This is a genomic window from Aeromicrobium sp. Leaf289 (assembly GCF_001423335.1).
In the GTDB taxonomy this organism is placed as follows: Bacteria; Actinomycetota; Actinomycetes; order Propionibacteriales; family Nocardioidaceae; genus Aeromicrobium.
In genome coordinates this window covers 453,824-461,052 of the sequence record NZ_LMNK01000004.1, presented here as the reverse complement: position 1 = coordinate 461,052, position 7,229 = coordinate 453,824, and the positions used below count along the sequence as shown (strand labels likewise).

At 71.0% G+C, this 7,229-nt stretch carries 7 protein-coding genes; 2 read left to right on the top strand and 5 right to left on the bottom strand.

Going from position 1 to position 7,229, the window contains the following annotated elements:
* Positions 1-383 precede the first annotated feature (383 nt).
* Positions 384-1,694, bottom strand: a complete 1,311-nt coding sequence (gene tyrS, locus ASF37_RS14775; protein WP_056577600.1) for a tyrosine--tRNA ligase — start codon at positions 1,692-1,694, stop codon at positions 384-386.
* A gap of 68 nt (positions 1,695-1,762) precedes the next feature.
* On the opposite strand from tyrS, the gene ASF37_RS14770 reads away from it, so the two are divergent.
* Positions 1,763-2,845 (top strand): acyltransferase, encoded by a 1,083-nt coding sequence (locus ASF37_RS14770; protein ID WP_055970322.1) that lies wholly within the window; start codon positions 1,763-1,765, stop codon positions 2,843-2,845.
* 36 nt (positions 2,846-2,881) lie between these two features.
* A complete protein-coding gene (locus ASF37_RS14765) occupies positions 2,882-3,529 on the top strand; it encodes a DsbA family protein (RefSeq protein ID WP_056577598.1) in 648 nt (215 codons plus the stop codon).
* A gap of 221 nt (positions 3,530-3,750) precedes the next feature.
* Here ASF37_RS14765 and ASF37_RS14760 read toward each other — a convergent pair whose 3' ends face one another.
* The 4 genes from ASF37_RS14760 to ASF37_RS14745 are packed head-to-tail and all read right to left on the bottom strand — an operon-like array spanning position 3,751 to position 7,188.
* Positions 3,751-4,137, bottom strand: a complete 387-nt coding sequence (locus ASF37_RS14760) for a universal stress protein (RefSeq protein ID WP_055970329.1) — start codon at positions 4,135-4,137, stop codon at positions 3,751-3,753.
* Positions 4,134-5,633: a tripartite tricarboxylate transporter permease gene (locus ASF37_RS14755; protein WP_082480852.1), complete on the bottom strand. Its 1,500-nt coding sequence runs from the start codon at positions 5,631-5,633 to the stop codon at positions 4,134-4,136. The genes ASF37_RS14760 and ASF37_RS14755 overlap by 4 nt, the downstream gene beginning before the upstream one ends.
* On the bottom strand, positions 5,633-6,157 hold the full coding sequence (locus tag ASF37_RS14750; protein WP_055970334.1) for a tripartite tricarboxylate transporter TctB family protein: 525 nt from the start codon (positions 6,155-6,157) through the stop codon (positions 5,633-5,635). The genes ASF37_RS14755 and ASF37_RS14750 overlap by 1 nt, the downstream gene beginning before the upstream one ends.
* Positions 6,154-7,188, bottom strand: a complete 1,035-nt coding sequence (locus ASF37_RS14745; RefSeq protein ID WP_056577596.1) for a tripartite tricarboxylate transporter substrate binding protein — start codon at positions 7,186-7,188, stop codon at positions 6,154-6,156. The genes ASF37_RS14750 and ASF37_RS14745 overlap by 4 nt, the downstream gene beginning before the upstream one ends.
* Positions 7,189-7,229: the final 41 nt, after the last annotated feature.

The window sequence follows — 7,229 nt, the reverse complement described above, 5'->3', positions numbered from 1 at the left end:
ATCAAGACCACAAGGGCCCCGACACCACAGACGAGGGTTACTACTGATTATCTCGTCGACTTTTGGCACACTGTTGAGTTCTCAAGGATCAGACGCACACCAGTGGTTCGGCCCGTGCGGGCCTGCCCCACCGGGGCAACTCGTCTAACTTACATGGCCCCGAACCGCGGGTCAAACCCGGGTCGTGCCACTCGCTCTCCGTTGTCGGCGGCCAGTCTCCGGGCAGTGATGCCCTGGCGTTGACCGTTTCGGTTCGAGCGGCTGCTCCGCCCCGGGCGCCCGGCCTGTTGGCCTTGCTCCCCGTCGTGCGGTGCAACATGAGAACCGTACAAAAGCGCGTCTCGACGGGTCAAATCGACGCCGTGTGACGAGGCCCACGTCGCTCAGGCGCGCAGCTTCACGCCTGCGATCTGGCGCTTTCCGCGTCGCAGGACGAGCCACGAGCCGTGCACGGTGGTCAGCTCGCCGAGGGCCTGCTCGGGGTCGGTGACGCGCTCGTTGTTGACGTAGGCGCCGCCGTCGGCGACGGCTCGGCGAGCGGCAGAGCGGGACTCGACGAGTCCCGCGGCCAGGAGCGCGTCCGTCACCGAGTCCGACGGGTCGTGCTCCACGACGCCGGCCTCCCCCAGGGCTGCGGCCAGCGTGTGCTCGGGAAGGTCGGCGAGCTCGCCCCGGCCGAACAGGGCCGTCGAGGCCAGCTCGGCGGCCACCACCTCGTCGGGGCCGTGCACCAGCGCGGTCACCTCGGCTGCGAGCCGACGCTGCGCCAGCCGCAGCCCCGGTCGCTCGGCGTGCTCGGCCTCGAGCGACGCGATCTCCTCGACGTCCAGGAACGTGAACTGGCGCAGGTACTCCCCCACCTTGGCGTCCTCGGCCTGGATCCAGGACTGGTAGAAGGCGTAGGGGCTCATGAGCTCGCGGTCCAGCCAGACCGTGCCGCTCTCGGTCTTGCCGAACTTCGTCCCGTCGGCCTTCGTGATGAGCGGCGTGGCAAGGGCGTGCACGCGTCGACCCTCGGACCGCCGCACCAGCTCGACCCCGGCCGTGATGTTGCCCCACTGGTCGCTGCCGCCGGTCTGGAGGACGCAGCCGTGCCGGCGGAACAGCTCGAGGTAGTCCAGCGACTGCAGGAGGACGTAGCTGAACTCGGTGTAGCTGATGCCGCTCTCGAGCCGGCTGCTCACGACGTCGCGCGCGAGCATCCGGTTGACCGGGAAGTGCTTGCCGACGTCGCGCAGGAAGTCGATCGTGCCGAGCGACTCGGTCCAGTCGAGGTTGTTGACGAGGATCGCGCCGCGATCACCGTCGAGGTCGACGAACCGGCTCACCTGCTCGCGGATGCGCTCGACCCACCCGGCCACGGTCTCTCGCGGGTTCATGACCCGTTCCCCCGCCTCCTTGGGATCCCCGATCAGGCCGGTCGAGCCGCCGACGAGCAGGATCGGCCGGTGGCCGGCTCGCTGGAGTCGCCGAGCGGTGAGGACCTGCAGGAGGTTGCCCACGTGCAGGCTCGGCGCCGTGGGGTCGAACCCGACGTAGTAGACGATCGGACCGGCGTCCATCTCGGCTCGCAGCGCCTCGAGGTCGGTCGAGTGCGCGACGAGGCCGCGGGCGATCAGGTCGTCGAGGACGGATCCTCCGGCAGTGGTCACGGAACAGCTCCTGGGAGGTCGAACGGGTGGGTCCGGCCCCATTGTCCCCGGCTCGCCGTCCTCCCCTGCACCCGCGTCCGCCCTCGGCCGCCTGTGGGAGACTCGCCGCCATGGCTCAGGGACGCGTTCACTCCTTCGACCGACTCCGGGTCCTCGCCACCGTCGGCGTCGTCCTGCTGCACGGCGGAGCGGGCGTCATCGGCCCCCGTCTGGGCGAGCAGACCGCGTTCCTCTCCGACGTCAACGCCGCGAACGTGTACGACTCGGCCGGGCGCTTCGCCGTCAACTGCTTCTTCATGATCTCCGCGGCCCTGCTCCTGGTGCCGGAGCGCTCCTTCGACCTGGTGCGCCAGACCCGCAAGGTCGCCGTGCCCCTGCTGACCTGGAGCCTGGTCTACGTCGGCTTCGCGGTGTGGGCCTCGCGAACCGGCGACGCCGAGCTGATCAACGGGTCGGCCGGCGAGCCCGACCCGTCCGCGCCCGTGCAGATAGTGCGCGACGCCCTGGGCGGACCGGTCGCCTACCACCTGTGGTTCGTGTACGTCCTCGTCGGCCTGTACCTGCTGACACCGCTCCTGCGACCGATCGCCGCCCGGCCGGCGGCCGAGCGCCGTCCCCTCCTGGTCTACGCGGTGGCGCTGATCCTCGGCATCGAGCTGCTCCAGCGGTTCCTCCCGCTGCTGTGGTCGGGCACGCCGACCGTGTACGGAGGCTTCATCGACGTCGTCCCCACGGGCTACGTCGGCGTGTTCCTCCTGGGGTTCCTGCTCTACCACCACGCGCCCCGCGTCCCCGCCGTCGTGCCCGCGGGGGTGGCGCTCGTGGGATTCGTCTGGGTGGTGCTGGCGGTGTGGCGCCAGCAGGCCGAGCCGGAGCCGTCGCTGTGGGGCTACGACAACCTGAACCTGCCCGTCCTCCTCTTCTCGGCGGGCGTCTTCACGTTCATGACGCGTCCGTCCACGCGGACGAGGCCCGCGCCACGGTGGATCGGGATTTTCTCCGCGGTGAGCTACCGCATCTACCTGGTGCACGCCCTCGTCCTGCACCTGGTGCGCACCGAGGGACCGACGGGCCGTCTGTACCAGGACTCGCCGGTCATCGGCATCCCGGTGGCCGTCGTCATCACGCTCGTGGTGTCGTTCGCGATCGCCTGGCTGATGGACCGGGTCAAGCCGCTGCGATCGATCTGGTGAGGGAACATCCGACGCTCCGACGTCGTTGACGCGGCCATGACCGTGGACGTGCAGATCTGGTCCGACGTGGCGTGCCCCTGGTGCTACGTCGGGAAGCGCCGCTTCGAGCAGGCCGTCGAGCGCTTCCGCGCCGAGGGCGGCGACGTGTCGGTGACCTACCGCAGCTTCGAGCTCTCCCCCGAGACCCCCGTGGACTTCGAGGGCGACGAGGTCGACTTCCTCGCGCGGCACAAGGGGATGCAGCGGGACCAGGTCGTGGCCATGCTCGACCAGATGACGGTCGTGGCGGCCGACGAGGGTCTCGCCTACGACTTCGCCGGCCTGCAGCACACCAACACGGTCCTGGCGCACCAGCTCCTGCACCTCGCCCGGTCCCACGGGCAGCAGGCGGCCATGAAGGAGCGGCTGCTCGCCGCCTACTTCGTCGAGGGACGCCACGTGGGTCGGGTCGGCGACCTGGCCGACCTGGCGGCGGAGGTCGGCCTGGACCGCGAGGAGGTCGTGGCGGCACTGGAGAGCGGCGCCCACCTCGACGACGTCCGCGCGGACCAGCAGCGTGCCCTCGAGCTCGGCATCCGTGGCGTCCCCTTCTTCGTGCTCGACGACCGGCTCGGCGTCTCCGGCGCCCAGGACCCCGAGGTCCTCCTCGGCGCCCTGCGCCAGGCGGCGGAGGGCTCGGCGTGAGCGGGCCGCTGCAGATGGTGGGTGCCGACGACGCGGCGACCTGCGAGGACGGCGTGTGCGCCCTGCCGGACGCCCCCGTGGCCGACCCGTCGCACGAGTGACCCCAACGGGCCGCGCGCGTTGCGCCGTGCCGTGCGGTCCGCGATCAGGACCTTCTCCCGCAAGGTGAGCACGGGGCGCCGGACCTCCGGCGCCCCCGACCGCACACGCGGACCGACGGCTCAGTCGCGCGGCTTGACCGCCAGCACCGGGCACCGCGCGTCGAGCAGGATCCGCTGCGACACGCTGCCCATGAGGGCCTTGCCGACGGGCGAGCGGTGCCGGATCCCGACCACCACGAGCTCGGCGTCGCGCTCCTCGGCGACGCGGACCACCTCGCCCCCGACGTCGGAGACGACCTCCTGGAGCACCTCGACCTCGCCCAGCCGCTCCCGCAGGCGGGCGACGGTGTCGGCGTCGGCGAAGTGCGGGTCGACGTAGGCGTCGCCCCGCGTCGCGTTGACGACGACCAAGGGGACACCTCGCCGTCCCGCCTCCTCGGCGCCGGCCTCGAGGGCCGCCTCGCCGTACTCGTCCGGGCTGTAGGCCACCACCACGGTCGACGTCATGCCGACACCTCCTGCTTCTCGGGACGGCGAGCGGACCGGCCGCGGACGGTCGAGACCGCCAGGGCGACCAGCGCGAGCGCCAGGACCAGGTACACGATCTTCGCGACGGGCTCGCTCCACAGCGTCGAGACCTCGCCGCCGGACAGGGCCAGCGCCTGCGTGAGCTGGTTCTCGAGCGACGGGCCGAGGATGACACCCACGATGAGCGGCAGGACCGGGAGCCCGAAGCGTCGCATGGCAACGCCGAGGAAGCCCAGCACGAGCAGGAGGGCGAGGTCGAACGGCTCGAAGCTCACGCTGTAGGCGCCCAACGAGGCGAAGAAGAGGATGCCCGCGTAGAGGTAGGGCCGGGGCACCCGCAGCAGCTTCGCCCAGACCGGCGCCAGCGGCAGGTTGAGCACGAGCAGCAGGGTGTTCGCCACGAACAGGCTGGCCAGGAGCGTCCAGACGAGCCCTGGTTCGTTGGCGAACAGCTGCGGTCCGGGCTGGATGCCGTAGGACTGGATGGCGTTCAGCATGATCGCGGCCGTGGCCGTGGTCGGCAGGCCGATGGCGAGCAGCGGCACCATGGTGCCGGCCGCCGACGCGTTGTTGGCGGCCTCCGGGCCGGCCACACCCTCGATGGCGCCCTGGCCGAACTCCTCCGGGTGCTTGGAGAGCTTGCGCTCGGTGATGTAGGACAGGAAGGTCGGGACCTCGGCGCCACCGGCCGGCAGGGCGCCGAACGGGAAGCCGAACGCCGTGCCGCGCAACCACGGCTTCCACGAGCGGCCCCAGTCCTTGCGGTCCATCCAGGGACGGCCGACGGGAATGACCTGCAGAGGACGTCGGCGCAGGTGCGCCGCGACCCACAGGGCCTCGCCGATCGCGAAGATCGCCACCGCGACGACGACCACGTCGAGCCCGTCGGCGAGCAGAGGACTGCCGAAGGTCAGGCGCGCCTGTCCGGTCGACGTGCCCACCAGGGCGATCGTGAGGCCGAGGAAGAGGGCGATGAACCCACGCATCTTCGACGAGCCGAGCACCGCGGAGACGGCGAGCAGGGCCAGCAGCAGGATCGCGAAGTAGGACGGCGCCCCGAGGTCGACGACCCAGGAGGAGACCTTCGGCGCGAACAGCACGAGCAGGGCGGTGGCGATGGTGCCGGCGACGAACGACCCGATGGCCGCGGTCGCGAGTGCCTGCGCGGCCCGGCCGCGCTTGGCCATCTGGTTCCCCTCGATGGCCGTCACCACCGACGAGGACTCCCCCGGTGTGTTGAGCAGGATCGAGGTCGTCGAGCCGCCGTACATGCCGCCGTAGTAGATGCCGGCGAACATGATCAGCGCGCTGTCGACCGGCACCGTGTAGGTGATCGGGAAGAGCAGGGCCAGGGTCATCGCCGGGCCGATGCCGGGCAGGACGCCGACCATCGTGCCGAGCAGCACGCCGATGACGGCGTAGAGCAGGTTCTCGGGCGTCAGCGCGTTGGCGAGCCCGTCCATGAACATGTCCATCAGAGCACCCCGTCCAGGACACCGGCCGGGATCGGCAGACCGAGGCCCACGTAGAAGCCGTACCAGGTGAGCAGCGACAGGGCGGCTCCGATCGCGACGTCCTTGAGGAGCGTGCGACTGCCGAGCGCCCAGGCGCAGCCGGCGAACAGCATGGCGCCGGTGATGGCCCAGCCGAGCACGCCGATCAGCAGGATGTTGGCGAGGAAGACGCCGGCGAGCTTGGCAACGGTCACCCAGTCGCTGGGCTCGGTGAGGTCGATGTCCTCACCGCCCTCCGGCTCGGCGACGGAGCCACGACTGGTGGCCACGGCCAGGGCGACGGCCAGCACGACCAGGGCCGTGCCGACCACGTAGGGGAACAGCGACGGCTGCACCGGCTGGTCGGCGAAGCCGGGTCGCAGGCCCGTGGCGTCGACCACGACGACGACACCGACGACGGCGAGGAAGGCCGCCAGCCCGTACTGGGCGCGGTCGACGAGCCGGGGACCGTCGGGGCCCGTCGCCGTCTCATGGGTGGTGGTCATGACAGCCCCAGCTCCTTCAGCGTCGACTCGACGCGCTCGTCCTGCTCCGTCAGGAAGGTCTCGAAGTCCTCGCCCGTGGCGAAGGCGTCGATCCATCCGTTGCGCTTCAGCGCCTCGCGCCACTCCTTCGTGCCGTGCATCTCGGTGAGCAGCTCGGTCAGGAGAGCGCGGGTCTCGTCGTCGATCCCGGGAGGCGCGAGCATCCCGCGCCAGTTGGTGAAGACCAGGTCGATGCCGGACTCGGTGAGCGTCGGGGCGTCGATGCCCTCGAGCCGGTCGTCGCCGGAGACCGCGAGCACGCGCAGCGAGCCGTCGTCGATCTGACCCTGGAACTCGCCGAGGCCCGACGTGCCGACCTGGATCTTCTCGCCCAGGAGGGCGGTCGTGAGCGGGCCACCGCCGTCGTAGGCGATGTAGTTGACGTCGTTCGGGTCGATGCCCAGCTCCTGGGCCAGCTGCATCGGGAACAGGTGGTCGGGACCGCCGGGCGACGAGCCGCCGCCGACGGTCACGGACCGCGGGTCGGCCTTCCACGCCTCGACCAGGTCGTCGACGGTCTCGAACGGCGAGTCGGCCGGGACGAGCAGTCCCTCCTGCTCCTCGACGAGCTTCGCGATGGGCGTCGCGTCGGAGACGCGAGCACGCGAGTCGTTGGTGTAGGTCGCGCCCACCACGCCCAGACCCATGAGCATCATGAGGTCGTCGGCACCGCGCTCGTTGAGCAGCCGCTGCATGGCGACGGTGCCGCTGGCGCCGATGACGTTGGTGATCTCGAACCGACCGGTGAGGCCGTCCTCCTCGAGGACCTGGGCCGCGGCACGGCCCGTGAGGTCGTACCCACCTCCGGGGCTGTTCGGGATCATCATGCGCAGCCGCCGGTTGTCGGGGTCGTCGCCGCCGCGCGTCACGCCGCAACCGCTGAGCGCGGTGACGATCGCGAGCACGAGGGCCACGACGACCGCCGAGCGGCGGCGTCGGTCCGGTGTCCTGCGGGGGCGACGTGCGGGTCGTCGCTGACCTGTGTCGGCCATCACACCTCCTGGTGGGTCGACCCGAGCATGGACGCAGACGT